At 70.9% G+C, this 22,499-nt stretch carries 19 protein-coding genes and 4 pseudogenes; 14 read left to right on the top strand and 9 right to left on the bottom strand.

Annotated elements, in window-relative coordinates; translation table 11 throughout:
- Positions 1 to 28: 28 nt before the first annotated feature.
- The 5 genes and pseudogenes from WJ438_RS39150 to WJ438_RS39130 form a co-directional block, all read left to right on the top strand.
- Positions 29 to 613: pseudogene (locus WJ438_RS39150) on the top strand (cryptochrome/photolyase family protein); the annotation flags it as partial.
- Between the two features lie 137 nt (positions 614 to 750).
- Positions 751 to 1,893: a polyprenyl synthetase family protein gene (locus tag WJ438_RS39145; protein WP_406729343.1), complete on the top strand. Its 1,143-nt coding sequence runs from the start codon at positions 751 to 753 to the stop codon at positions 1,891 to 1,893.
- Positions 1,890 to 3,470 carry a phytoene desaturase family protein gene (gene crtI, locus WJ438_RS39140; RefSeq protein WP_406729342.1) on the top strand — a complete coding sequence of 527 codons (1,581 nt, stop codon included), beginning with the start codon at positions 1,890 to 1,892 and terminating at the stop codon, positions 3,468 to 3,470. Before WJ438_RS39145 ends, crtI begins: the two co-directional genes overlap by 4 nt.
- Positions 3,457 to 4,455 carry a phytoene/squalene synthase family protein gene (locus WJ438_RS39135; protein ID WP_406729341.1) on the top strand — a complete coding sequence of 333 codons (999 nt, stop codon included), beginning with the start codon at positions 3,457 to 3,459 and terminating at the stop codon, positions 4,453 to 4,455. Before crtI ends, WJ438_RS39135 begins: the two co-directional genes overlap by 14 nt.
- Positions 4,448 to 5,453 (top strand): annotated as a pseudogene (locus WJ438_RS39130) (DUF5914 domain-containing protein). Before WJ438_RS39135 ends, WJ438_RS39130 begins: the two are co-directional and overlap by 8 nt.
- Positions 5,454 to 5,462: 9 nt before the next feature.
- Here the strand turns inward: WJ438_RS39130 and WJ438_RS39125 are convergent.
- The 6 genes and pseudogenes from WJ438_RS39125 to WJ438_RS39100 form a co-directional block, all read right to left on the bottom strand.
- The gene (locus tag WJ438_RS39125; protein ID WP_406729948.1) at positions 5,463 to 6,971 is read right to left on the bottom strand and encodes an FAD-dependent oxidoreductase; all 1,509 of its coding nucleotides are present in this window, start codon (positions 6,969 to 6,971) and stop codon (positions 5,463 to 5,465) included.
- A gap of 56 nt (positions 6,972 to 7,027) precedes the next feature.
- Entirely contained in the window at positions 7,028 to 7,759 is a 732-nt protein-coding gene (locus WJ438_RS39120) for a class I SAM-dependent methyltransferase (protein ID WP_406729340.1), read from the bottom strand.
- Positions 7,756 to 8,982: a lycopene cyclase family protein gene (locus tag WJ438_RS39115; RefSeq protein ID WP_406729339.1), complete on the bottom strand. Its 1,227-nt coding sequence runs from the start codon at positions 8,980 to 8,982 to the stop codon at positions 7,756 to 7,758. Before WJ438_RS39115 ends, WJ438_RS39120 begins: the two co-directional genes overlap by 4 nt.
- A complete protein-coding gene (locus WJ438_RS39110; protein WP_406729338.1) occupies positions 8,979 to 9,704 on the bottom strand; it encodes an SDR family NAD(P)-dependent oxidoreductase in 726 nt (241 codons plus the stop codon). Before WJ438_RS39110 ends, WJ438_RS39115 begins: the two co-directional genes overlap by 4 nt.
- 82 nt (positions 9,705 to 9,786) lie before the next feature.
- Positions 9,787 to 11,034: an NAD(P)/FAD-dependent oxidoreductase gene (locus WJ438_RS39105; protein ID WP_406729337.1), complete on the bottom strand. Its 1,248-nt coding sequence runs from the start codon at positions 11,032 to 11,034 to the stop codon at positions 9,787 to 9,789.
- A gap of 236 nt (positions 11,035 to 11,270) precedes the next feature.
- Positions 11,271 to 12,273: pseudogene (locus tag WJ438_RS39100) on the bottom strand (MerR family transcriptional regulator).
- Positions 12,274 to 12,434: 161 nt separating this feature from the next.
- Here WJ438_RS39100 and WJ438_RS39095 point away from each other — a divergent pair.
- From WJ438_RS39095 to WJ438_RS39080, 4 genes are all read left to right on the top strand, one after another.
- The gene (locus WJ438_RS39095) at positions 12,435 to 13,043 is read left to right on the top strand and encodes an RNA polymerase sigma factor (RefSeq protein ID WP_406729336.1); all 609 of its coding nucleotides are present in this window, start codon (positions 12,435 to 12,437) and stop codon (positions 13,041 to 13,043) included.
- An 89-nt stretch (positions 13,044 to 13,132) separates the two neighbouring features.
- Positions 13,133 to 13,969: a DUF4397 domain-containing protein gene (locus tag WJ438_RS39090; RefSeq protein WP_406729335.1), complete on the top strand. Its 837-nt coding sequence runs from the start codon at positions 13,133 to 13,135 to the stop codon at positions 13,967 to 13,969.
- A 52-nt stretch (positions 13,970 to 14,021) separates the two neighbouring features.
- Positions 14,022 to 14,606: a class F sortase gene (locus WJ438_RS39085; protein WP_406729334.1), complete on the top strand. Its 585-nt coding sequence runs from the start codon at positions 14,022 to 14,024 to the stop codon at positions 14,604 to 14,606.
- A gap of 77 nt (positions 14,607 to 14,683) precedes the next feature.
- Entirely contained in the window at positions 14,684 to 15,112 is a 429-nt protein-coding gene (locus WJ438_RS39080; protein ID WP_406729333.1) for a hypothetical protein, read from the top strand.
- 242 nt (positions 15,113 to 15,354) lie between these two features.
- Here the strand turns inward: WJ438_RS39080 and WJ438_RS39075 are convergent, their stop codons facing one another.
- Positions 15,355 to 16,449 carry a glutamate--cysteine ligase gene (locus WJ438_RS39075; protein WP_406729332.1) on the bottom strand — a complete coding sequence of 365 codons (1,095 nt, stop codon included), beginning with the start codon at positions 16,447 to 16,449 and terminating at the stop codon, positions 15,355 to 15,357.
- Between the two features lie 308 nt (positions 16,450 to 16,757).
- Between WJ438_RS39075 and WJ438_RS39070 the strand changes: the two genes are divergently transcribed.
- A complete protein-coding gene (locus tag WJ438_RS39070) occupies positions 16,758 to 17,996 on the top strand; it encodes a PP2C family protein-serine/threonine phosphatase (RefSeq protein WP_406729331.1) in 1,239 nt (412 codons plus the stop codon).
- A 406-nt stretch (positions 17,997 to 18,402) separates the two neighbouring features.
- Here the strand turns inward: WJ438_RS39070 and WJ438_RS39065 are convergent, their stop codons facing one another.
- Positions 18,403 to 19,506, bottom strand: coding sequence for an amidinotransferase (locus WJ438_RS39065; RefSeq protein WP_406729330.1), 1,104 nt, complete (start codon positions 19,504 to 19,506; stop codon positions 18,403 to 18,405).
- A gap of 197 nt (positions 19,507 to 19,703) precedes the next feature.
- On the opposite strand from WJ438_RS39065, the pseudogene WJ438_RS39060 reads away from it, so the two are divergent.
- The 4 genes and pseudogenes from WJ438_RS39060 to WJ438_RS39045 all read left to right on the top strand — a co-directional run.
- A pseudogene (locus WJ438_RS39060) lies at positions 19,704 to 20,083 on the top strand (ABC transporter permease); the annotation flags it as partial.
- A 170-nt stretch (positions 20,084 to 20,253) separates the two neighbouring features.
- The gene (locus tag WJ438_RS39055) at positions 20,254 to 20,961 is read left to right on the top strand and encodes a 2-phosphosulfolactate phosphatase (protein ID WP_406729947.1); all 708 of its coding nucleotides are present in this window, start codon (positions 20,254 to 20,256) and stop codon (positions 20,959 to 20,961) included.
- Positions 20,951 to 21,238, top strand: coding sequence for a hypothetical protein (locus WJ438_RS39050; RefSeq protein ID WP_406729329.1), 288 nt, complete (start codon positions 20,951 to 20,953; stop codon positions 21,236 to 21,238). Before WJ438_RS39055 ends, WJ438_RS39050 begins: the two co-directional genes overlap by 11 nt.
- Before the next feature lie 123 nt (positions 21,239 to 21,361).
- A complete protein-coding gene (locus WJ438_RS39045; RefSeq protein ID WP_406729328.1) occupies positions 21,362 to 21,847 on the top strand; it encodes an Asp23/Gls24 family envelope stress response protein in 486 nt (161 codons plus the stop codon).
- A gap of 393 nt (positions 21,848 to 22,240) precedes the next feature.
- Here WJ438_RS39045 and WJ438_RS39040 read toward each other — a convergent pair whose 3' ends face one another.
- Positions 22,241 to 22,447 carry an STAS domain-containing protein gene (locus tag WJ438_RS39040; protein WP_406729946.1) on the bottom strand — a complete coding sequence of 69 codons (207 nt, stop codon included), beginning with the start codon at positions 22,445 to 22,447 and terminating at the stop codon, positions 22,241 to 22,243.
- Between the last annotated feature and the right edge of the window lie 52 nt (positions 22,448 to 22,499).

Genomic DNA, 22,499 nt, shown 5'->3' with positions numbered 1-22,499 from the left:
CCACGCTTCCTCGCCCTGGACGACGGACGAGGACGCCATGTTCGCCGCCGACCCGGTCATGAACCACAGCCGGCTGTCCTCCTCGCCCGACCTCGGCCTGCTCGATCCCGCCGAGTGCGTCGAGCGGGCGGAAACGGCGTGGCGTGCCGGACAGGCACCCCCGTGCTGCGTCACACCGCTCCGCCGCCCGACTGGTGGGACGACCTGGACGCGGACCCCGTCCGGGCCCGCTGCCCGCACACCGTTCTGGCCCAGGTACGCGACACCGGGCGGACACACCACATCCCCCGACTCATGATCCTCGGCAATTACGCACTCCGGCGGGGCTGGGGCCCCGCCGCGGTCACGGACTGGTTCCACCGCTGCTTCGTGGACGGGTACGACTGGGTGACGGCCCCCCACGTCGTCGGCATGTCCCAGTACGCCGACCCGGTGACCGGACCGGCGCGCACGCTGCCCCCGCACAGCGGGCTACCGGACCTTCCTCGACCGGAGCCGTTCCCGACTGGAGCACAGCCCGCGCACCGCCCGCGCGGTGCGAGGGCTGGACCGGCTCGACGACCTCGACGAGGTCTGGCACCAGGAACGGGCACGCGGTGGCACACCGCCATGAGTTCTGCGCCGATGGGCCGGTGGAGTGAGCGGTTCTACGGACGGGCCCCGCGCCGGGCATGAATCATGCGCATCCACACCGGGGCACTCGGCGCAGGCACTGGTGTGCAGGTGACCGAGAGTGAGAAAGGGGTTGAGATGCCTGGACCACGGCCGACGGTGGCCGAACTGGCAGGACTCGCCGACGATCCGCTCACCGCTGCGGATGCCACCAGGGCCGTCGAGACGGTCCTTGGAGCTGTCCTCGACGCGCGACTGCGCCGGGCCGGTGAAGTGGACGCGGTGTTCGCCCGCGACGTGGCCGGTCCTGTCACCGCGTTCGTCCGGCGTGGCGGGAAGCGGCTGCGCACGGCGTTCGCGTGGTGCGGCTGGCGGGCCGCGGGCGGCTCGGGCGACGCCACGGCGCTCCTGCGGACGGGAGCCGCACTTGAACTGCTGCAGGCGTGCGCTCTCATACACGACGACGTGATGGACGGGTCGCCGCTGCGCCGGGGCGGGCCGGCGATGCACGTGGACCTGGCCCGTATGCACCGCACGGCACGGATGACCGGCTCGCCGGAGTCCTTCGCGACCTCCGCCGCGGTACTCGCCGGTGATCTGGCGCTGGCGTGGGCGGACGATCTGCTGACGGAGGCGGCACTCGGCTCGCCGCACGGCCCGCGGCTGTACCGCGAGTGGCAGGCGATGCGCAGTGAGATGGTCGCCGGTCAGTACCGCGACATCCACGCGCAGGCGACCGGCTCGTCCGGCGTCGACGACGCGTTGACCATCGCCACGCTCAAGAGCGCTTTGTACACGGTCGAGCGGCCACTGGCGCTGGGCGCTTCGCTGGCCGCTGCCGACGAGTGGACCGTCGAATCGTTGCGCTCCGCCGGCCGATGCGCGGGGCTGGCCTTCCAGCTCCGCGACGACCTCCTCGGTGCCTTCGGCGACCCCGAGCTGACCGGCAAACCGACCGGTGACGACCTGCGTTCACGCAAGCTCACCTACCTCCTCGCCGTCGCCCTCAAGCTCGCCGACGCCGGCAGGGACGAGGAGGCCTCGGCCGTGCTCGCCCCCGGCGCCGCAGCCCGGTCCGACGACACCGTGGAGCGGATGCGGGCGGCACTGGAGCGGACCGGAGCGCGGGCCGTGGTGGAGTCGAAGATCGAGGACTTGGCGGCCGCCGGCCTGCGGCACTTTGCAAGGACCGGTGCGGGACCCGCAGTGCGAGGGGAGTTCGCCTCGCTGGTCGAACGGGCATCGGGCATCGTCCCGGACCGCAAGAAGGAGAGCATGTGAGGACGGTAACCGGACAGACCGACCATGTCGTCGTGGTGGGTGCCGGCCTGTCCGGCCTCGCCTGTGCCCTCCACCTGCTGGGCGCAGGCAGGCGGGTCACCGTCTTCGAACGGGACACCGTCCCCGGCGGCCGGGCCGGTCGGATGCGACTCGGCGCATACCGGTTGGACACCGGCCCCACGGTATTGACCATGCCGCAGCTGGTCGACGAAGCCTTCGCAGCCGTCGGCGACAGCCTCCGTCACCGCGTCGAGCTCGTGGCCCTGCACCCCGCCTACCGGGCGTGCTTCGCGGACGGGACCTCTCTCGGCGTACACACCGACGGAGAGGCGATGGAGGCGGAGGTGCGGCGCTTCGCCGGACCGGTGGAGGCGGCGGGCTACCGCAGGCTGCGGACCTGGCTGGAACGGCTGTACCGGGCGCAGATGCGCCGCTTCATCGACACAAACTTCGACTCGCCCTTCCAGCTCCTGCATCCGGACCTGGCGCGTCTGGCGGCACTCGGCGGCTTCGGACGGCTGGACGCCCAGATCGGCCGCTTCCTCTCCGACCCCCGCCTGCGCCGTGTCTTCTCCTTCCAAGCCCTGTACGCCGGAGTCGCCCCCGCCCGAGCCCTCGCGGCCTACGCGGTGATCGCCTACATGGACACCGTGGCCGGCGTCTGGTTCCCCAAGGGGGGCATGCACGCGCTGCCCCGCGCCATGGCCGAGGCGGCGGCCGACGCCGGCGCCGACCTCCGATGGTCGGCCGAAGTGAGCGCACTGGAGCGATCGGCGGGCCGGGTCACGGCAGTACGCCTGGCGTCGGGTGAGCGGATTGCCTGCGATGCGGTGGTGCTGACCTGCGAACTGTCCGCCGCTCACCGGCTCCTGGGACGCGCACCCCGGCGCCCGGTACGGCTGCGTCACTCACCGTCCGCGGTGATCCTGCACGCCGGGACCGACCGCACCTGGCCCGGTCTCGCCCATCACACACTCTCCTTCGGCACGGCATGGGAGCGCACGTTCGACGAACTCACCCGCTCGGGGATGCTGATGAGCGACCCGTCCCTGTTGATCAGCCGCCCTACAGCACACGATGCCACCCTGGCGCCGCCGGGCCGACACCTCCACTACGTCCTGGCCCCCTGTCCGAACACCACCGTCGGGCCTTCCGCCGCCGCCTGGCGGGACCTGGGCCCGCGCTACCGCGACAGCCTGGTCGCCGAGCTGGAGCGCCGGGGCCTGGAGGGTTTCGCGGACAGCATCGACGAGGAGATGCTGGTGACCCCTCAGGACTGGACGGCACAAGGTCATGCGGCGGGCAGTCCCTTCTCGGTCTCCCACACGTTCGCCCAGACCGGCCCCTTCCGTCCGCGCAACCTTGTACGAGGGCTGGACAACGTCGTGCTCGCCGGCTGCGGGACCACCCCCGGCGTCGGCATCCCGACGGTGCTCGTCAGCGGCAAGCTCGCCGCCGCTCGCGTCACCGGTGTCACCGCAGACATCAGCCGCCGCCCCTCCCGGCACCGGCCGGCTTCGGCCGGTGCCAATGTCCCGTCCGCGCCGTTCGCGGCAGGCGCCGATGACCCGTCGTGAACTGGACGCCGCCGGGATCACCGATCCCACGCTCCGCGCCGCCTACGCCCAGTGCCGGCGGCTCAACGCCCGCCACGGCAGAACCTATTTCCTGGCCACTCGGCTGCTGCCGCTGGAACGCCGCTCGGCCGTACACGCGCTGTACGGGTTCGCCCGCTGGGCGGACGACATCGTGGACGACCTGGACCGGCGCCGTACCTCCGACGAGCGCGACCGGCTGCTGAAGCGCCTGGAGAGCGACCTCGCGCACGAGCTGCGCACTGGCGGCGGGAGGGAGCCCGTGGTCCGGGCCGTGGCCGACACCGCCGACCGGTTCCGCATCGAGCCCTCGCTGTTCGCCGACTTCCTGGCCTCGATGCGTGCCGACCTGACCGTCACCGACTATCCGAGCTACGCCGACCTGCGGGCCTACATGCACGGCTCGGCCGCGGTGATCGGGCTGCAGATGCTCCCGGTGCTGGGCACAGTCGTACCCCGCGAGGAGGCGGCGCCGCACGCGGCGGCCCTCGGGGTGGCGTTCCAGCTCACCAACTTCCTGCGGGACGTGGGTGAGGACCTGGACCGGGGCCGCGTCTACCTGCCGGCGGACCTGCTCGCCGCTCACGGCGTGGACAGGCCGCTGCTGGAGTGGAGCCGGCGCACGGGGCGGCGCGACCCGAGGATCCGAGCGGCGCTCGTCGCCGCCGAGGCGATGACCCGGCACGTGTACCGGTCGGCGGAGCCGGGCATCGCCATGCTCGACCCTCGGGCGCGCCCCTGCATCCGCACCGCCTTCACGTTGTACGGCGGCATCCTCGACGCGATCGCGGACCACGATTACAGCGTGCTGCATCACCGTGCGGCGGTGTCCCGCGCTCGGCGCGCGGCCACCGCCGCGGCGGGTGCCGTCCAGGTGGTCGGCGCTCGGTGGCGCAACCGCGTGCCGCATCCGGCCCGTGCGGCAGGCGGTACGTCACACAAGGGGAAGGGGCAGGACAGTGAGTGACCGAGCGGACAAGCGCTGGACATCGCCGTTGCGGCGGCGCCGTGGCCCGGGCTGGGCAGCGCAGACGCCGACGTGGCGGCAGGCGCGGCCGACCTTGATCGCCGAAGCGCTCGAGCGGGCGTCCGCACGGCCCTCCGGCAACTGGTTCGTGGTCGGCGCCTCACGGGACGTGCGCGTGGGTGGGCGCCCGTGCGGCCGGACGGTGGGTGGCGTCGAGGTCGTGCTGTGGCGCTCGGACGCGGGAGGACTGCACGCGGGTCCGGGCGCCTGCCCGCACCTCGGGGCACCTCTGCGGGACAGCCGAGTGGTCTGCGGCACGCTGGTGTGTCACTGGCACGGACTGGCCCTGGACGGTAGTCCGTCCGCCGGCTGGAGCCCCTACCCCGTGCACGACGACGGGGTGCTGGTCTGGGTGCGTCTGGACACGGTGGGCGGTGAGGCGCCTTCGAATCGTCCTGTGGTGCCTGGCACGTCCCGCCATGGGCAGCGGAGTGGACGCCGTCTTCACGGCGGTGGGGCGGTGCGAGGCGCAGGACATCGTCGCCAACCGGCTCGATCCGTGGCACGGCTCGTGGTTCCATCCGTACTCGTTCGTCGACTTGACGGTGGTGGGGGAACCGCAGGGTAACGAGGACGACGCCTTTGTCGTCGACGTCTCCTTCCGGGTGGCGGGGCGCCTGGTGGTGCCGGTGCGGGCCGAGTTCACCGCGCCCGATCCGCGCACGGTCGTCATGCGCGTCACCGACGGCGAGGGGGCGACGTCCGTGGTGGAGACCCATGCCACGCCGCTGACCGGTGAGGCCGACGAACAGCCGCTGACTGCCGTGGTCGAGGCGGTCGTCGCCACCTCCGGGCGGCGCGGCTTCGAGCTGGCCCGGGCCGCCGCCCCGGTACTGCGCCCGCTGATGCGTCGTACGGCCGGGCGCCTGTGGCGCGACGACCTGGCGTATGCCGAGCGTCGCTGGGCCCTGCGCAGTACCGGACGGTTCCCGGGGTGAGCTCGCCGGTTACGGGTGCGCGCGACGCCCCGCGAGTGCGCCGAGGGCCCGCAGCGCGGGGGAACGGCCCGCCCGAGGAACCGTCCACAGCACCTCTCCCCGGACGCCCCACGCGGCGAGCAGTGCGCCGGCGGCGAGGAAGCCGGTGGTGGCGGCGCGTTCCATGAGCGCGACCGGGAGGTCGCAGCGGATCGCGTCGCCGGCCAGCGTCACCCACGGGTGGGGTGTCCGCACGGTGGGGCGCCGGTGGTGGGAGCCGACGGGGAAGAGCGGGCAGTCCGAGCGCCACTCGTGCCGGGTGTCGACGATGCGCGCCTCGCGGGTCTCCGGGTACACCTCGTGGAGACGGTCGACGAGCATGCTCCGCACTTTCTCCGGTTCAGCGCCGGCATCGAGGGCGTAGGCGTGCAGCTCCACCACCGAGCCCCGGTTCCGGGCGGCCCAGCGCGCGGCCTCGCCCTCGTAGCGTTCCAGGACGCTGATGTTGTCCAGTCCGCCGTACCCGCTGGTGCCGAGGAAGCCGGGACGGTCGGCGCGGACCGGCCGGTCCAGCCAGAGCCGGGAGACGAGGAACGGCGGTGCCGTACGCAGGGCGGCGACGTCGTCGCGCCAGGGGGCGGTGCCCAGGCCGGGTGACGCGGCGACGACCTGGCGCAGAGCGCCGGGATCGAGGGCGAGCACCGCCGCCTCGTGGGGGTATACGGCGGTGTCGGTCTGTACTTCCACTCCCCCGGCGCCGTGGGGCTGGACGCCATGCACGGGTGTGCCGGTGCGAAGGATCGCCCCGAGGCGCTGGAGGTAGTCGCCGAGCGGCTCCCAGAGCGCCTGTGGGAAGGGGTCGTTCGGCACATCGAAGAGCAGGCCCTCCGCCGAGCCGAGGAAGTAGATGTGAAACATCAGCAGCAGCTCCGCGGCGGACAGTTCGCGCGGGTCGGCGAAGAAACTGCGCGAGAACACCTCGAACGCGAGGTGGTGCGCCGCCTCGGGGAAGCGGACGCCCTCCAGGAACGTCGTCGCACTGATGCCGTCGAAGCGTTCGTAGACCTCGGGCACACGGACGTCGAGGAGGGGCAGCGCCGCCCGTGCGTCCATGGTGGCAAGGTCACGCCAGCCGAAGGTGGGGCTCAGGGCGACGAATCCGAGTGCGCTGAACGGCGGGGTTCTCGGAACACGGGCGAAGCTGTCGGTCAGGCCGCCGCTGTGCCGCAGAGGGTAGTCGGGCAGTGAGGTGAGCCGTGCGAGATCAGGGTCGGTCCGTCGCAGCAGGCCGCGCAGGTTGTAGTACTGACGGAAGAAGGCGTGGAAGCCGCGGCTCATGGTCGCTGCGGAGCCGTCGGCCAGGTGGGTCCGGCATCCGGCGAGTCGGCCGCCGAGTGCTTCCTCCCGTTCGTAGAGAGTGACACGGGCGCCGCGTTCGGCCAGCAGAGTAGTTGCGGCCAGACCGGCGATTCCGCCCCCGATCACGGCAACCGACGGCGCGTCCTCCCGCTCGAAGCGGCCCCGGCCGGGTGCGGGCATCAGGACCTCGGCCTTGCGGTCGCGGCCCCGCCGGGCACCACCGTGCGAGCGGGCGCTCACCGGGTCCGCTCCCCTGCCGTGGTCGAGCCGTTGCGTGCGAGGAACGTGTGCGCGATGCCGGTCTGCCAGCCTGCGACGTGCGCGACGCGCACGCCTGTGAAGCCGGCCCGCGTCAGACGGTCGGCGAAGGCGGGTGCGGTGTCGAAGGCGAGGACGCTCTGCCACAGGTGGCGGTACAGGGCGCGGTCGCCGGTGAGTGTGCCCGCCGGGACGAGGACCCCGTGGCACACGGCCGCCCACAGGGCGCGGTGCACCGGTGAGCCGCTGAGGCTGTACTCGTGGACGGCGAGGCGCCCAGCCGGTCGCAACAGACCCCGGATGGCGGTGAGGACCCGGTTTGGGTCTGTGACGTTGCGGAACAGGTAGGCGGCGAACATCGCGTCGAACGGGCCTTCCCCGGCCGTCACCACTTCTTCGGCGGGCAGATGCAGGAAGCGCACGCGTGCGGGCCAGGGTTTGGCCAGTGCGCATCGCAGCATGCCCGAAGAGGCGTCGACGGCCGTGATCCGGGCCCGGGGCGCGGCACGCAGCAGGGCCCGGGTAGAGGTACCGGTGCCGCAGCCCAGATCCAGGACGTGCAGTCCGGCTCCGCCTGCGGGCAGCCGGAGCCGGCGGGCCGAGCGGAGCAGATCGGTGCGGTAGCCGGGGTTGAAAGCCGTGAGGCGGTCGTAGGTGTGCGACGCGTGGTCGAAAGCGCGTGCCAAATCGTGGTCGCGCAGCAGTGTCATCGGTGGCTCTCTCCGATTCGTGGGGCGGGACGGACGCGGCGCGGCAGGAAGGGCAGCTCGAGGGCGGTGCGGAGCATCGGGCCGACCGGGGTCCGCAGTCCGATGCCCCACTCCTCCGGGAGTGAGGTGGCGCCGTCGAGGAAGCGCAGCAGTCGTTCCGGGGGCGTCCGGCGGAACAGGGTGGTGAAGAAGTCGGGGCCGTCGATCCGTCCGGTGTCCAGGGCCCGCAGCAGGACCGCGTCCATGGCCAGTGCACGGCGCCCATGGGGTGCGGGCACTGCTGCCTCGCGCCCGTCACGCAGGGCTGCGGCGATGGCCCGGCTCTGCCGCTGCACCGCGGCGAAGGTGTAGCCCGTAGCGGGGCGGGTGGCGCCGCCCGCCGCTCCGATACGGAAGACAGCGGACCCGGCCCGCCGGGGGAAGCGCGCGTCGGTCATGGGGATCACCCCCTGCTCCGCCGCTTCCACCGTGAGTGCACCGAGGCCCAGGATCTCTCGGCTGTAGCGACCGAGCGCCGCCTCGTACGCCTCGGTGGTCAGCGGCGTCCGGGAGAACTCGGTGTACTCGACGAGCGCGCGGTCCGGCGCCAGGGGGAGAACATAGCCGAAAGCGAGCCCGTGACGCGGCTGCGGCACTCGGAAGTCCATCAGGTCGACGACCGCAGGATCGAATCGGTCCGCGTCCGTGCGCACGAACCAACCGCGGAAGTGCTGCAGCAGGTGCGTCCGGGCCGGCGGCAGGGCGCGCAACGGGCGGGAGTCGAACACGTGGCGGGCGCGCAGCGTCAGTGTCCGCCCGTCGGGTGCCGTGCAACGCACTTCCGCACCGTCGGACACGTCGCGCACCGTGTCCGCTGTCGCGCGCACCATGTGCCCGCCGGGAGAGCGAGCCAACCGGGAGTGCACCACACGCTCGAACGGTGCGGACCGCAGCATGCGATAGCGCAGCGGGGCCGGGTCGACGGTGACCTCGCTGCCGTCGGTACCGCGGACGCGCAGCTTGCACCAAGAGGCGGTGATCACTTCATCGAAGTCGCCGGTGTCCTGGTCCCAGTAACACCAGGTTCGCTCGGGCGGGCGCGTCGGTCCCTCCGGCGGTTCGATGACGGTCACAGTGGTGGTGCCGGTCTCGGTCAGCCGGTACGCGAGGCTGAGGCCGGCCGCGCCGCCGCCGACGATGAGCACATCGGATGTGTCGGCGGGAAGTGCGGGGCGTCGGCTCACCGGGCCCGCCGTTCGACGACCGTGGTTCCGTCCGATGCCGTACGCAGGAGCTCGGCCTCTGTCGCCAGCGCTTCCGCGACGGCTACGGCGACCTGGCGCGGGTCCCCTCCCGCAGGCATCGGCGGCGCCTCACCTGCCACGGGTCGGTCGGCGAAACCGGTGTCCAGGTGCCCCGGCCGGATGTCCAGCACCCGGATGCCTGCGCCCCGTGCCTCGCGGCGTACGGCGTCGAGCCAGGCACTCAGCGCGGCCTTGGAGGCGCTGTAGTCGGCCATTCCCGCCTGCGGGCGCTCCACAACGGCTCCGGTGACGGCGGCGAGCACCGAACCGGGTCGCATGACGCCGAGCGCGGCCCGGCAGAACGCGACGGGTGCAAGGAAGTTGACCGCCATCAGGTACTCCGCGACCTCGTCTCCGACCTCGTACGCCCGGCCGAAGGCCACTGAGCCGAACGCCGTCACCACGGCGTCCAGGCCGCCGAGGGCAGTCGAGGCATCGAGCACGGCGCGGGCGCATGAGTCGGCGTCGTAGGCGTCGAACGGGATGGTCGGAGCACTGGAGTACGCCTGGGCGGCGCGGGCCAGCCGGGCCGGGTCGCGTCCGGCGAGGGCCGGACGCGCGCCTCGGCCGGCCAGTTCGGCGGTGATCGCACCACCGAGAACACCGGTGGCCCCGGCCACCAGAACACGCGCACCGTTGACGTCCACGTTCACCCCGAGCACCAGGTCGACGAGTCTCTTCCAGTCGGCATCTCTTCAGGGCGCCGGCTGCCCATGGATGCGGTCGATACCGGCCGGCGTGGCATCAGCCAGGCGCCGAGTCGGCCAGTACCTCCCGGGCGGCGCGCGTACCCGACGCCAGGGCCCCCTGGACCGAGCCGGTCGCGCGGTGGTCACCGCACACATACCTCCCCGGTCCGAAGCGGGTCGTGAGACTGAGCGGCCAGGGCGGCAGCATCGCGGGCAGCGCCCCCTCGACGGTGTACGCGGCGATCTGCTGCCAGCCGCTCGTGTCGGTTCCGTACAGATCAGCCAGGCGTCGCAGCACGGCGTCGCTCGTACCGGGCTCGTCCCTGCCCAGCACGGAGCTGGAGACCAGCGCGGTACCGGGCGGTGCGTAGGTAGGGGCGACTTCGGTCAGTACACAGGTGTTCAGCACTGTCCCGGTGCTGTCCGCCATCAGCGTCGGTTCCGCCATCGGCGTGCTGTCGACCGCGTGGTAGTACGTGGTGACCGTACGTCCGTCCGGCACGGGCAGGCCCGGCAGCAGTCGGGCCGCTGTGACGGCGTCGGTCGCGACCACGACGGTCGCGGCCGGCACCTCACTGCCGTCCGTCAGCAGCACTCCCGAAGCGGTGACCTCGGCAACCGGCGTCTCCAGCCGCAGGATGCCGTCGGGCAGACCTTCGGCCAGTTGTGCGGGCACCGCGCCGGTGCCGTCGGCGGGCAGGCAAAGGGTCCCTCGGACCATGCTCCGCCAGACCAGGTGGAAGAAGCGGGCGGAGGTCTCCAAACGATCCTCCAGGAACACACCGGACAGGAACGGCCGCAGAATGTGGTCCACCGCCGCGTCCGACAACCCCGCGCGGGACAGGGCGGCCGAGGTGGCGCGGTCCGGACGTCTTTTGAGCAGGGCCACGGGCAGCAGAGCGTCCTGCGCGGTGAGCGCCGCCCACGCGGCCAGGTCGCGAGCCGCGAGGGCCCGCCCAGGCAGCAGGGCTCCCGCCGCGCTCGGCCTCCGGGTCGGATCGACGAGGCGAACCGGCCCGCTCGGGGTGTGTGCCACGAATCCAGGGGTGAACGGCCGCAGCCGAAGACTCCGAAGGTCCAGCCGCCGCTTCACCTGAGGATAGGAGGTGTTGAACACCTGGAAGCCGCGATCCAGTAGGAAGCCGTCCCGCCGGTCTGTTCGCATTCGGCCGCCCGGCCCGTCGGACGCCTCCAGCAGAGCCACCCGGCGTCCCCCACGACACAGGTCCCCTGCGCAGGCGAGACCGGCGAGACCGGCACCGACCACGACGGTGTCCGGTGCCCCGCGGTGATGGGCGGTCATGGTCCTCCTCTGTCGGCGCGAGCACCGGTTGGGCGGGGTGTGGACTCGTCCTCCGGCTCGCTCGCGTAAGCCAGTACCCGGAGCACAGCTTCGTAGAGCAGCACGCAGACGCCTCACGCAGTCCGCCACGCACTGGTCGCCGGGTCCCGGCGCAGGCATTGCGCGTCCAGCGGATCACGTCACGACGGCGAATTCCAGGCGCCACCACAGCCGAGTGCGCCAACGACAGTGACCTGTCACTCCGACACCACCGACTCCACCACCGCGACCGCCTCCGCGAGTCCCGACGGACGCGACAGACCGGGCATGTCCTGCCCGGTCCAGCCAGGCCCCAGCGCCAGGACGACCGGCCGTCGACGAGCACCCCGCACCCCCCACTCCATCGCGGCCACGTGCTGCGCCAGTGGCCGGCTGGCGGTGGCACGGGACTGGGACCACAGCCCCACCGCGACCGGCCCCGTTCTCCGCACGGCCTCGACGAGTGACTCGAACGGGCAGGGCGCCACCGAACATACGCACCGGAAGACCGCGTTCGGCCAGTGCGACGGCCAGTGCCTCCAGCGGCAGTGTGTGGTTCTCACCCGGCACGCAGGCGAGCACCGTGGTGGCGCCCGGGCGGTCGACGACCACGGGAGGTGCGCTGCGACGCAGCGCACCGGAAACGTGCCAGGACAGGAAGTGCTCGACCTCCACGTACTTCTCGCCCGAGTTCTCCCACTTGCGGCCGACCGCCTGCAGCGTAGGCATGATCACCTCGGTCCAGGCGGCAACCACGCCGTACTCGGCGATCGCCTCGAGCAGCAGCTCGTCCAGAGTGGCGGTGTCCAGGCGCAGCGCGGCACGGACGATCCCCTTGCACTCCTGACGGACGTCCCCGAGCCGAAGGTCACTGTCTGCCCCGCTGGGCCCGCGGGCCGACGGTCGCAGAGCGGCGCCCCGACGGGCCGGGCCGGCGTCCAGCGGCGCGTCGCTGCGCGCCAGGCGCGCGGCCTCGGCGGGTGACAGTCCGGTCGCCGTCAGGGCGCACATCCGCTCCAGCCGCGCCACGTCCCTGGCGGTCCAGCGGCGGTGCCGGCCACCGGTGTGCGCGTCGGGGCCGAGGCCGTAGCGGCGGTCCCACGTGCGGACCGTGGTGGGTGCCACCCCGAGCCGTCTGGCCACCTCGCCGGTGGTCAGCCCTCCGCCGCGCCGCGTGTCTTCGTCGTCCCGGCCGTCACCGTCGGGTTTGCTCACGCCCATGAGCCCACTGTACGACGCATAAACGACGCGGGTTGCTCGCATCGTTTATGCCTCACAACACTGGAAGGCATGCGACGGCCCTAACGGTCCGCGGCGACCAGTGCGGTCAGCGGACGCCCTTCCGCCTCCCTCACATGACGCACGGCAGGAGGAACCAGGCCATGAGCACGAACACGCGAACCATCAGCAGCCTCGCCGCGCCCGTGGACGAAACGCGGCACGAGGACGAACTGGCCCGTGGACTGCGTGCCGCCGACGACTACGCGTTCGCGGCGATCTACCTGCGCTGGGGACCCCTGGTCCACACCATGGCCACCCGGTCGCTCGGTGACCCCCACGAGGCCGAAGACGTGACTCAGCAGGTGTTCCTCGGCGCCTGGCGCGGACGGGCCGGATTCCGTCCGGAGCGGGGCCCCCTCGGCGCCTGGCTCGTCGGCATCACCCGCCGCAAGATCGTCGACGCGCTGGCCGCCCGGACACGACGACTGACGCTCATGGACTCGGCCGCCCACAGTGCCGACGCCTTCGCGCGGAAGGACGCGGTGCCGGAGGACGTCCTGGACCGGGTGCTGCTGGCCGATGAACTGTCCCGGCTGCCCCGGCCCCAGCAGGACGTACTGTGCATGGCCTTCTTCGAGGACCTGACCCAGGCCCAGATCGCGGAACGGACCGGAATGCCCTTGGGCACCGTCAAGAGTCACGCCCGCCGCGGCCTGCACCGGTTGCGCGGGGCGCTCGAACAGAGTCGCTCCTCCGAGACGGCCGCGTAGGCGTGTCGAACAAGGAGTGCCGCTCGCGCATCCACGGCGGTGCCGACGCACGAAACACCACCGAGACTCCACTCGAAGGGATGATCCCCATGACCTCACGGACCCTCCTCGCCGTCGCTGCCTCGGCCGGCGCTTGTGCCCTGGCCCTCGGTGTCACCGTGCCCGCCATGGCGGTTCCAGCCAACGAGCAGGACAAGGCCATGGTGTCCGTCTTTCACGGCATTCCCGGGATGACGGTCGACGTCTACGCCAACGGCGACGAACTCCTCGGCGACTTCGAGCCCGGCACGGTGGCCGACCCGCAGGCTCTCGACGCCGGGACCTACGACATCCAGATCTTCGAAGCGGGCCAAGGCCCCGACGGCGCTCCGGCCCTGCAGAAGGAGATCAAGGTGCCCGAGGGTGCGAACGCCACGATCGCCGCCCATCTCACCGCCGACGGTGAACCCCAACTGACGGCCTTCGTCAATGACGTCTCGCAGGTCGATGCCGGTGGGGCCCGCCTGACGGTTCGTCACGTCGCGGCCGCTCCGGCGGTCGACGTCCGCGCGGGCGGACAGCCGCTCTTCACCGGCCTGGAGAACCCCGAGGAGGACACCGCGGAGGTCGACGCCGGCACGGTGAGCGCCGACGTCGTGCTCGCCGGTACAGACACCGTGGCCATCGGTCCGGCCGACCTGAACCTCGAGGAAGGGACGAGCAACATCGTCTATGCCTGGGGCAGCGCCGAGGACGAGAACCTGGCCCTGGCGACGCAGACGTTGAGTGGCATGGAATCGGCGCCCAACGCCGTCGGCGCGGGCGGCAACGGTGCCGCTGTCACCCCGAACTCCTCCGACCAGTGGCTGGCCTGGGCCGCCGCGGCCGGGGCGGTGACGGTCACGGGCGTCCTGGTGGCCCGTCGAGTCGCGGGTCGGCGTGTCTGACACAGCACGACGCCTGATCGGTCCGGCCGTCGTGTCTGCCGCTCTGGCAGTCGTGCTCAGCCTGCCGGGCGCGACGTCGGACCCGGCCTCGCTCCCGCCCGACTTCGGACCCGCAGCTCCGGTGCGGGAGGCTGCGGCGGCCGGGCTGCCGAGCGGCACGGGGCCACACGCCGACATCGCGCACCAGGACCCGCCACCTCAGCGCGTCCTGGTGCGCGACGTCGGCCTCGACGCCCGCATCCGACCGGTGGGCGTGACCGGACAGGGCGCCATGGTGGTTCCCGCGGACGCTGCCGTGGCCGGCTGGTACCGCTTCGGCCCGGCACCTGGAAGTACACGGGGGTCGGCCGTGCTCGTCGGACATGTGGACAGCGACACCGGCGACCTCGGCGAGTTCGCCGCACTGTACGACGTACACACCGGCGACGAGGTCGAGGTGCGACGCGCCGGCGCGGAGCCGGTCGTCTACCGCGTCGTCTCACGTTCGACGATGCCGAAGAACGAACTGCCGTCCTCCACCTTCCGCCGGACGGGCGACCCGGTCCTCACACTCGTCACCTGCGCGCCTCCCTTCGTTCCCGAGCGCGGAGGCTACCTGGCCAACCTGGTCGTCACGGCGGAGCCACTTCCTGCGTGAGGCGGGTGATCGCCCCGGTGTGAGCCCTGCTCCCACAGGTATCGAGGCCCGTGAAGTAAGAGATACGGGAGGGTACGGTGGCCCACGTCGAGCCCGCGCACCTGGTGGAACTGGCCTTGGGCAACGCTGTTTCACGCAACGACCTCAGCGCATTCCGGCACATCGCCGTGTGTCCCCGCTGCCAGGATGAACTGGCCCGGCTGACTCGCGTGGTGACCGCCGCACGCAGCATCGACACGTCGGATCTACTGACCGCGCCCCCGGAGCAGGTCTGGGAACGCATCACCCTGGAGCTGTCCGGACAGGCGGAGGCGACCTCGCCACCCGCTGCGGAGGCCGTTCGTCAACATCCCCACGGAGTGAGAGGGGAACGCCGGCCCGGCCGCTGCGACGACGGGACGCGGGCACGTCCGGTCCTGCTCGGCCTTCTCATCGGACTCGTCGTCGGCCGGTGGTTCGCGCGGAGGCGTTTCCCTTGCCACTTGCCTCGGTACTGGTGGGGTTGAAATACAGGGCCCTGCGTGACTTCCGATGGCCTCCACCACGCCGTCCGGGCCGTCACTCGCAAGCAGTCCTCTCCCTCGCCGCACGAGCCCCCACGTCGGCAGGCCGCCCCAAGCCTGCATGATCGCGGCCTTCTGCCTCACGCTTCAGCCGAGTGCCTTCCATCCGCCGCCGACGCGTTACCCACCACTGCGACGGTGGGACGTGCTCCGACGCGCCTCGGCTGTCAGGCAGGAAGCGCCCGTCAAGGCGTGCCGCCGACTTCGACGACCATCTCAACGACGGCGTCGAGACCGCCTTCGGCGAGGGCCTGGCGCTGCTTGTCCGCGCCTGTCCCCTGTTGCAGCAGACGGTGGACAAGTGAGGTCACCTCGCGAGTGTCACCGGCCGCATCCAGCGCAGGACCGACGTGGTCCAGCAGCCCATACACCACATCACCCGCGCGCCGACGCCGGCCGGTCGGGTCGATCAGGTCTCCGCTCAGCCCATGGCGTGCTGCTTGCCACATCGCCACCCGCATCATCTCCGGAGCGGACTCCGTCGGCGGACGGCCCGACCTCACTTCGCGCAGCGCGGTATCGGCCAGCGCCCGTGTCAGGCCGGCGAGCATGACCGCGTCGTCCGTGCGCAGCTGCACGTCCATGCAACGGACCTCGACTGTGGGGTAGTTCTCGGACAGTCGGATTTGCCAGTACAACTGACCGGTGTCGTTGATCACCCCGGTCGACAGCAGTCGCCGCACCCGTGCGTCGTAGTCCGCCGCGTCGGCGAAGCGCGGCGGGATGCCGCTGACCGGCCATCGGCCGAAGACGACGGTGCGCCAGCTGGCGAAGCCGGTGTCCTGTCCCTCCCACAGCGGTGAGTTCGCCGCCATGGCGGTCAGGGACGGCAACCACACCCGGATCCGGTTCAAGACCTCCGTCCCCATCCGTCGGTCGGGGACGGCCACGTGCACGTGCATGCCATTGATCATCTGCTCCGCCACCAGCCGCGGAGCCTGTCGCTGCATCGCTTTGTAACGGGTCTGGTCGGTGATCGGCACGGGTGCGTCCTCGCGGAACGGCGGCGTGCCGCTGGCCATGATCCGGCAGCCGCTCTTCTCCGCCGCACCGGCCACGGCATGCCGCAGCCGCAGCAGGTGGCCACCGACCTCCTCCAGCGTGGCGCATACGGGCGTCGCCACCTCGATCTGCGCCTGCGAAATCTCCGGCTGGATCTCTTCCCCGGCGACGAAGGGCTGCAGTCCTGCCGCGGCCCTGACCCTTTCCGCGTGCGGAGCCAGCCGACCGGTGATCGGGTCGACCAGCAGGTACTCCTCTTCTATGCCGACGGTCGCCATCGCCGATCCTTCCGTTCCCGCCACCAACCGCTTGGGCAGGGGAGGCGCATGCCGCAGCCCCTGCCCACCGCGCCCGACGACGCCCCGAGCCACCGAAGGATGCCCGCACCAAGTGCCACGAAAGCCGCACGTCAAACACGACTGCGGTGCCCTGTGGCCTCCGGGCGACCCGCCTCCCGGGCGTCGCCGGGGCAGAACCATGGGCGACGCTGCTGCCCGCCTCCGCGGGGTGGCAGGTCGCCGCTTCAGGCCCGAGGCATAGTTGAGGCTGGGGGACGGAGACCTGTGGACGTGACAGGAGAGCGCGTGTGACCACACCACGGATCGATTACCAGGCGCTGTTCGCTGTGACGCCCAGCCCGTACCTGGTACTGGACCCCGACTTGGTGGTCGCCGACGTCAACGAGGCGTATCTCCGGGTCACAGGCCGGACCCGAGAGGAGATGATCGGTCGGTACCTCTTTGAGGTTCACCCCGACAATCCGGCGGATCCGGACGCCGACGGGGTGCGCAATCTGAACGCCTCCTTGCAGCGGGTTCTGCGGTCGAAAGAACCGGACACGATGGCGGTGCAGAAGTACGACGTCCCGGTGTCCGGACGTCCCGGAGTGTTCCAGACGAAGTGGTGGTCGCCCATCAACACACCCCTCCTCGGACCTGACGGGCAGGTGGAATGGCTCCTCCACCGGGTGGAGGACATGACCGAGTTCGTACTGACCCGCCCCCGCTCGAGACCGGAGGATCCGGCGGGTGAACACGCGGCGCTGGAGTCCGAACTGTACGCACGAGCGCAGGAACTCCAGCGCCTCAACGAGGAACTCCGCGACGCACACGCCCGGGAGCGCCACATTGCCCTCACCCTGCAAGAGGCCATGCTGCACTCCCCGGACCTGGCCGCACACCGGGAGATCGCCGTACGTTACATGCCCGCCGCTAGCTCACTCAACGTCTGCGGCGACTGGTACGACGTGGTGGATCTGTCCGAGGACACGTACAGCGTGGCGGTCGGCGACGTGGTCGGCCACGGCCTGGAGGCCGCCGCCGTCATGGGCATGCTCCGAAGCGCCCTGTCCGCAGCCGTGCGCGCCATCCACGAACCCGGCACAGCCATGGACGTCCTGAGCCGGTACGCCCGCAGCTTCGAGGGCGCGCTGGCAACAACCGCGGCCAAAGCCGTCATCGACACCCGCCATCAGCGCATCACCTACACCAGCGCCGGCCACCCCCCGCCCGTCCTCTCCCGGGCGGACGGCTCGGTCGTCCTGCTCGACCAGGCCACCGAGCCACCGTTGGGCGTCGTAGTCGACCAGGATCCACGCGCCCGGGCCACGGTGCCCTACACCCCGGGCGACACCCTCGTGCTCTACACCGACGGGCTCATCGAACGCCGCGGGGAGGATATCGACGCCGGGCTGCACCGCCTCACCGACGCCCTCGCCCGCCACACCCATCTGAGCCCTGAGCGCCTGGCCGACGTCCTGCTCACCCGCCTCGGCGTAGCCGACGGCGGACTCGACGACGTCGCCTTGGTCGTCATCCGCCTGTAGACGGGCCTCCGACTGGTACTCGCCACCCGGTGATCGAGACGGCTCAGGCCATGGTCCGGGGACGGTCACGACCGCCGGCTCATCCAACCGGGCCGCGTCCTGCCGCCGTGCCCGCCTCGTCCGTCGGCAATGACGACCCCGGGGTGAGCCGCACTGTCGAGCCGCACGTCACCATTCCGCCGCATGTCGTGCCAGCGGTTCATGGCCCCAGTTCATGAGCGAATGCCTCCACCGGCTGTCCCGTACGTCGCCCGAGGGTCGCTGGGCGAGATACCGCCGGACATATCGGACGCGGTCGACGGCTTGAGGCGGCACCGCTCGGCGATCCGCCCGACCGTCAGCTCGTGACCGCCCGCGAACTGCCGCATGACCAGTTGGCGGGCCCCGCTCGCCATCGGCGGCCGGATCAGTCGAAATAGGATTCGAGCGTGCCGCGACGCCGGATATCGAGTGTCGCGCAGTGGAACGAACCGCCGAACGGCGCGTAGTGCAACAGGTTGCACGGGATCGGTTCGAACCCCCATTGTTCGAGTGCGCGCAGCATGCCGGTGTGGTGCCGCTCTGTGATCACCCGTTTTTCGTCGACCATGAGCACGTTCATGCTGAGCCATTTGCCGCACATCGAGGTGATCTTGAGCAGGGGATCGTGGATCGGATTGGGCTCGGGGGCGATCAGGATGTCCCACGATTTCAGGACGTCGGGCAGGCGGTCGACGTCGATGTATTCGGGATTGACCAGTGCCTTGCCGGGCGCGAGCAGGAGGAACGTCGTGTCGATGTGCATGGGCGTGCGGCAGCGGCTCTCGATCTCGTGGATGCGGTAGCCGGATCCGAGATGGCGGCGCAGCCAGTCGATGCCCATGCGGTTGGTGACATTGCTCCGAGTGACGAACAGGTCGCGTCCCGCGCGCACGAAATCCGCCGCGTCGAACACCGGCTCGAACTCGGTGAGGACGTAGCGCATGGGCTCGTCGGCCTTGGGGGTACGGAAATCCCTCTCGAACAGTGCGTCGGTGAGCTGCGGCTTCGGTGCCGCTGTCCATCGCGCGCCGCGCCGGAAGTAGTCCTTGAGGACCGGGCGATAGGAGTGGGTCTCGAAGTAGCGGCACGGCCATGCCATCGGGGTCTCGATGATCTGGTCGCCGATCACGAGCATGCTGTCACGCGGACAGGTGTTGCAGAACCCCCGCGATGACCAGTCGGGGGTGCCGAAACGCCGCCTGTGGTCGACCGCGTCCGGGCGCCTGACCGTGACACCGAGGGACTGCAGGAGCGAGACGAACTGATCGAGCTCATGCTGGGCCCGCTCGATCAGTATGCGCGGGTACCTGAAGCCGGCGGCAAGCCCCTGCATCCGCGCCGCCCATGGCGGGATGTTGCAGCTCACGACTGGGTGGTGGGAGGGAATCGTCGCGCTGTCGAGACGCCCGACGATGATCTCCTCGAGCGGGTCCCACTCATTGTGCGAACTGACCGGCGAAACGGGGGGTTCCGCAGCGTCGTCAGTCATGGCCGAGGGCGCCCTCGCACACGTGCTCCACAGCCCGCGTACGGGCACCGTCGCCGACCGTCGCCGTCAGAATGCCGGGCCTGCACACCATTGCCATACTCAACCTCTTCCGAGCGCAGGAGAGCAGCAATCCATTACATCCAATACTCACCCGAAACGGCGCTCTCAGGGCTGACCCCTGACCATCAACGCACAGAATGAGCGCCCTCTCCCTCGCCGTACGCGACTCGAACACAATGCTGCGCCGCAGTCTGCCGCGCGCGCGGCGCTACTTGCCCCTCACCCTGAATCCGCTGCTCACGCCGATCGTCCTGCTGCTCTTCGTCCACGTCTTCGGCGCCGTGAGGAGCGCGGGCCTCGGCGGTGGCGGCGCGGAACGCTCCGAGCACCTCGCCCGTATCGTCCCGGGCGTCTTGAGGATGACCGTTGGCGGCACCGTCATCGGGTCCGCGGCGTCCGTCTCCACCGAGGCTCCGTGCTCATCGGGCACGTCGTCGGCCGCGTGCCGCAGTCGCTCGCCGGCGTGGTCCCCGTCGGTACCGTGGCCATCGGCTTCAGGTCCACGGACGAGGCGGCCGGCGACTTTGTCCATGGTGGGTATGTGCTGCTTCAGCGCCAACGGCAGGGGAACCGCCCCGTGAGTTGCCGCCACCTCACCGCAAGGCACTCCATCCGTGGGCCGCCGTGGGACACGACTGGCGTCCGACCCTTGGCATGAGCGTTGCGAGCCTCAGCGAGAATGGCGAGATGAGCAATCGCTTCGTCGGCATTCCGGAACTGACTGACGTTCCGTGTGTTGCAGTCGTCGTCGACATGATGCGCGCCTTCACTGTGGCCGCATGGGCCTTCTCGCGCGGCGCCGAGGGAATCGTCCTGGCCTCTTCGGAGGAGGAGGCACTGGCCTTGAAGGAGAGTCGTCCGGGCTGGCTGGCTCTGAAGGACGGTGCTCCGGCAGCAGGCTTCGACGCGGTGAACTCACCTGCTCTGCTCAGGTCGTTCGATCTGGCTGGCCGCACGGTGGTGCAGAAGACGACGGCAGGAACCGTCGGTGCGCTGGCCGTCGCGAGCGCGCCGCTGGTCCTGTGCGCGAGTTTCGTGGTGGCCGGTGCGACAACGCGGTTCCTGCAGACCGAGGGTTGCGGTCCGGTGACGTTCGTTGTCACCGGGGAGGAAGGCAGGGCCGATGAGGATCTGGCCTGCGCTGAATACATTGGTCAACGTCTCGCCGGGGGCGATGCCGGGGTTGCACCGTATCTCCAGCGCGCGAGGACTTCCCGGGCCGCCGGCGATCTCGCCGACGGGCTGCGACGCGGATACCAGGGGGTTCATCCGGACGATGTCGACCTCTGCCTGGAAGTCGACAGGTTCTCCTTCGCGATGGTGGCCCGTCAGGAAGACTCCCTGACCGTGCTGCGTCCCGTTGCGGTGCCTGACGATTCACCCGATGCCCACTGACCTGCTGCAACTGTGGAGGACATCCGGGTGTGGCCGAGTCCTCGGGCCGGTGGGCCCCGGTGCCCGGGGCGAGCAGCGGGGTCCGGGCCGGCTGACCCGTCACCGGGGTCCGCAGGAACATGGCCAGGCCACTCCGGGAGGCCGCGCCTCCCGGCGGGTGCTCAACTGCGCGGTCCGCATCCTGCTCGGCGCACCACTGACCGCCACGGACGCGGTGCGTGACGAGGTGCACCCTGCTGCGGCCCGGTGGGCGCGTGAGTCGGCCGACTGGTGGTGATCTCGTCGGCCGATCCGATCGCGGACCCTCATCCCATTCATCACGTTTCACCCCATTGGCCTCATTGCTCTACGTTGGAGGTGAGGCAGCTCGTCAAGTCCCACGCTGATCGAGGTGACGGTCATGTCAGTTAGCACACAGCACAGCACCACCGCTGCCACACCGGACGAGCAGGAGAAGACGACACGGCAAGGCCGCAGCGGCACCCACATCCCCGCGGAGAACCGCGGCAACACCACCATCGCGGACACCGTGGTGGCGAAGATCGCGAGCATGGCCGCCCGGGAGGTTCCCGAGGTCTACAACCTCGGCGCGGGTATGGCCCGGGCATTCGGAGCAATGCGTGAACGCGTGCCCGGCGGGAGCAGCAGCATCACCCAAGGGGTGAAGGTGGAGGTCGGTGAACGCCAGGCCGCCGTGGACCTGGCCCTCGTCGTCCATTACGGCGCAGCCATCGCAGAGACCGCCTCGGACGTGCGTACCAACGTCATCACCGCGATTGAACGCATGACCGGTCTGGAGGTCGTGGAAGTCAACGTCGCCGTCGACGACGTGCGACTGCCGGACGAGGAGGAAGCACCCGAGCAAAGCACCCGGCGCGTCGCGTGACGCGGCCCGAGAGGAACGGAGGGACAGCGGACGGATCCCTCACAAGCCAGGCAAGTCTCCGAGGCCGCCGTGTCGGCGCTCGTTCGCGCGCTGTGCCCCGGGTCAGGTGAACCACGCGGTCACGACCGCGGCTACCACGGTGACCACCGCCGCCACTGGCACCCTCACCACGCGGATCCGGTCGAGCCAGGGTGCCATCCGGCACCGCCGGAACGAGGAATCTGTCCTGCTCGGCCCTGGGGTGTGCATGTCGTGCGCGGCACGGTCAGTGTCCGGTACGAGGAGTCGCCCGCACCACGCGCAGTCGGTGTCGAGGCTGTCCAGCCCGTGGGCAACCCTGGGTTGCGGGAGGGGTTCCGGGCCTCTGTGCTGGTCGCCTCTCATGTCACTCCGTCATCGCGGCTTCCACTGAGTCATGGATCGGGAAGACCCGGTGCAGGCGGGTGACGTGGAAGATGCGGGGCACTTCCGGGTTCCGACGAGTACACCCAGGCCCATCGAATCCATGAACGCCGCCCCTGCCAGGTCGACGAGGAGACGCCGGCGGCCTGCCTCGAGGCGGTGGACCACGTAGTCCCTGATGCGCGGCACCGTGTACATGCCAACTTCGCCGTGGACCTCCACGACGGTCCAGTCGTCCTCTTCACGGTGG

The organism is Streptomyces sp. GD-15H, assembly GCF_045291515.1.
Taxonomy (GTDB): Bacteria; Actinomycetota; Actinomycetes; order Streptomycetales; family Streptomycetaceae; genus Streptomyces.
This window is presented reverse-complemented; position numbering and strand designations above follow the sequence as displayed.